Here is a 3,698-nt window from a genome sequence, read left to right on the forward strand (position 1 = left end):
TTACTTGACTGCCTACTAGCTACTTATACCAATTCACGAAAGTGTGACAACACTTTTGTGAATTAAAACTAAACCCAGTAAGGTTTTGAGATTCCCAAAATGGCAACGCCATTTTGGGAATTGGTATTATCCATGATTATGAATTAAGGCTTACGCAAATTTGATGGTAAAAGGCTTTATATGTCTTGAAGCGTGATATTTTAGCTTGAGATGCTTTAGATACTCAGACCTTAAAAACATGCTGCTTGAAGTTGAAAACTTAACTGTACGTTATGGCGATGCATTGCCCGCCGTAGATCGCGTCACTTTCCACTTACAAGCAGGTGAAGCGCTGGGTTTAATCGGTGAGAGTGGATGCGGGAAATCGACAATTGGTCGATCGCTAATCAAGCTATTGCCCCAAAGCGCGAGTATGGAAGGAACAATATGCGTTGATGGCGAAGCGATCGCTGAAAAAAAAGATGGTAAGTGGCGCGGGAAAAAAGTCGGACTAATATTTCAAGATCCGATGACAAGACTCGATCCCCTGATGAGCATAGAAGGACATGGGCTGGAAGTATTAGCGTCTCACTACCCTAAGCTATCGACGCAATCGGCAAAGCAACGGCTAAATGAAGCTCTTAGATCCGTTCGTATCGATCCATCCCGTGCTAAGCAATATCCCCATGAATTTAGCGGCGGAATGCGGCAGAGAGTTGCGATCGCCCTTTCTTTATTACTGAATCCCGTTTTGTTGATTGCCGACGAGCCAACTACTAGTCTTGATGTTACTGTCGCCTCGGAAATTCTCAAAGAACTAACGACCCTTCGCAAAAGTCGTTCGATGGGTTTATTACTAGTTACCCACGATCTGGGTATGGTTGCCGAATATTGCGATCGCATTGCCGTCATGTATAACGGGGCGATCGTGGAGACGGGAACCGTCGAGCAGATCTTCCGTTCCCCGCAGCATCCCTATACCCAGAGCTTGCTAACTTCGGTGCTACATTTTCACCCTGAGGCGCTCGAATCCCATCAAAGCCAACAGGAAATCCAAGATATTCCTGCAATTCAAGATCTTCCCGTAATTCAAGATCTCCAATCCCCTGAAGTTATCCCTGTGAGTGATGCCGAAGAGACGAATACTTCTGAAGAGAATCAGGAAGAGAATCCAAAACCGCAAGAAACTCAATTAATTGAAAAAATTACTGTCCCGCAAAAGTCTATTCCCAGAGTGATTCTCTATGTCAATCATCTAAAAAAGCACTATGTCACTGGGGGCAATCTGATCGCTAGATTTTTTGATGCCTCGATTGGTGTGGTCAAAGCTGTTGATGGAATTGACTTAGAGATCCTCTCAGGTGAGACCTTTGGCATTATTGGCGAAAGTGGGTCGGGCAAAAGTACGACTGGGCGAGCGATCCTGCAATTAATTAAGCCCGATCGCGGTTTGGTGCGTTTTAATAGCGTAGAACTCACTAAGCTCAAAGGCGAACAGTTGCGCCAAATGCGATCGCAGATGCAGATGATCTTTCAAGATCCGCGAGCCTGTTTCAGTCCCTCCATGACCGTGTTTCGGAGCGTCGCCGATCCGCTGCTGATTCACCAGATCGTCCCCAACCTCGAAGCTGCCCGCGACAAGGTATATGCCATTCTCGAAAAAGTAGGGCTGAGTTCGCAACTAGCCGAGCGCTATCCATCCGATTTGTCAGGAGGACAGTTACAGAGGGTCGCGATCGCCCGCGCCCTGATTACTAACCCCAAATTGGTTATCTGTGACGAACCAGTAAGTATGCTGGATGCCTCGATCCAGAGCCAAGTTTTACAGCTAATGCGCGACCTCAAACAGGAATTTAAACTTACCTATATCTTTATTACCCACGATCTCGCTGTCGCCCAATTTTTTTGCGATCGCATTGCAGTGATGCGTGGCGGTAAAATCGTGGAACAGGGCAGCACCGCATCGATTTTGACAAATCCTCACCACGAATATACCAAGGCTTTGATTGCTTCGATTCCGCGCATCCCTTACATCGACTAAACTTATGAGTAGCGGTGCATAATTTAAAACCAGAACCAAAACCTGAAGCGCACGCTCAGCGTGCGCTTCAGATTTAAGGGTTTTATATTTAATTGCGCCCAGTTACTTAATCCCCTCAAGTTGTGATGCCATCGCCAGTATCCCTTGGGGACTCATTGATCAATAAACGTAACAATGCCCGATTCCCCGCGCCAATTCTCCCTTAATTCCCATTTTCTCAATCCCGATCGCTCCAATCTCGAAGACATCCGCAAGTTAGGCTATGCCTTTGTGGATCTGATCGTGGATTCAGTTCTGGATACTCAAAATCATCCCTTTGTAAAGGATGAACCTGCTTTCGATCTCCGCATTCCCCAACAGGGACAGGAACTCTTAGAGTTGCTATCCGAAGTGCGATCGCAGATTTTGCCCCGTACAGTTAACTTCCAGAATCCCCGTTATATGGGACATATGGACAGCGTACCTACCGCTATCACGATCTGGGCTGACGCTCTAGTTTCCGCAGTCAATAACAATATGCTGAGCTACGAGCTAGCACCCATATTTACGGAAATGGAATCCCAGCTCATGCAATGGTTTGGGCATTTCTTCGGTATGGGCAAGGATTGTTTTGGTACGCTTACCGCTGGTGGTAGCCTTGCCAATATTTCGGGGCTTTTATTGGCAAGAAATTGGAAATGTCCTGAGAGCAAAAATATTGGTGGTTCTGGTAATTTAGTCGCCTTTGTCTCCGATGCTGCCCATACTTCCTTTGAGAAGGCGATGAATGTGATTGGCATTGGGAAGGAGAACTTAGTACGCGTGCCTACGAACGATCGCGGTGAAATCCTCATTGAGGAATTAGAAATAGCCATTCAACAAGCAATTAGCCAAGGGAAAACGCCTTTTTTTGTGGCGGCGATCGCTGGTACAACGGTGACAGGCGCGATCGATCCCATCCAAGCGGTAGGAGTCATTGCTAAGCGCTATGATTGCTGGTTTCATGTTGATGCTGCCTATGGTGGGGCGGGAATTTTTACTCCCAAACTAAAACCTCTATTTCAAGGCTGCGAACTTGCTGACTCAATGACCTTTAATCCTCAGAAATGGCTATGGGTAGCCCGAACCTGTGCCATGCTCATCGTAAAAGATCGGCAACATCTGGTAGATGGGTTTGCAGGGGAACTTCCCTATATGGACGATCGCGCGCTCAACTTTGGCAACCTCAATTTGCAAGGAACAAGGCGCACTGATAGCCTCAAATTGTGGATGGCGATGAAGGCAATGGGCATAGAAGGCTGTCGTTATCTGGTCGAGCGATCGCTCGATCTATCGAATAATTTGCGGCAATGGGTAGATGCTTCTAGGGATTTAGAGCTGGTTTGCGAACCGACATTAAATATTATTTGTCTTCAATCTACTGATCCCCAACTAAGTAGTGCAGCATTGCGCCAACAGTGGATCGATGAAGGCAAATTATGGCTATCTTTACCGCTCTGGAAAGGCGATCGCATTCTCAAAGCAGTGGTTTTACATCCCTATGCGGGATGATACCTGTAAGGCTGCGATACCTTGGCTTTGCTCCCCATCACCAAACTGACCACTATAACTTACAGTTGTATAAATAAAGAATCGGTTTTATCGCTATATTCAGTAATGTTAGGACAAAAATCAAACCCAATAGAGAGTTGCGGCGCTT

Annotated in this window: 2 protein-coding genes; both read left to right on the forward strand. The window is 46.4% G+C overall.

Annotated features, from left to right (window positions below; genetic code table 11):
* The first annotated feature begins 238 nt into the window (after positions 1–238).
* Positions 239–2,020, forward strand: coding sequence for an ABC transporter ATP-binding protein (locus tag AC805_RS13620; RefSeq protein WP_055075930.1), 1,782 nt, complete (start codon positions 239–241; stop codon positions 2,018–2,020).
* A 174-nt stretch (positions 2,021–2,194) separates the two neighbouring features.
* Entirely contained in the window at positions 2,195–3,550 is a 1,356-nt protein-coding gene (locus AC805_RS13625; protein WP_055075931.1) for an aminotransferase class V-fold PLP-dependent enzyme, read from the forward strand.
* Positions 3,551–3,698: the final 148 nt, after the last annotated feature.

Origin of the sequence: Pseudanabaena sp. 'Roaring Creek' (assembly GCF_001402795.1) — a bacterium.
In the GTDB taxonomy this organism is placed as follows: Bacteria; Cyanobacteriota; Cyanobacteriia; order Pseudanabaenales; family Pseudanabaenaceae; genus Pseudanabaena.

What these genes read in the sequence shown, in the direction of transcription:
- AC805_RS13620 (WP_055075930.1), top strand. Translation starts at nt 239, where the DNA reads ATGCTGCTTGAAGTTGAAAACTTAACTGTACGTTATGGCGATGCATTG.
- AC805_RS13625 (WP_055075931.1), top strand. Translation starts at nt 2,195, where the DNA reads ATGCCCGATTCCCCGCGCCAATTCTCCCTTAATTCCCATTTTCTCAAT.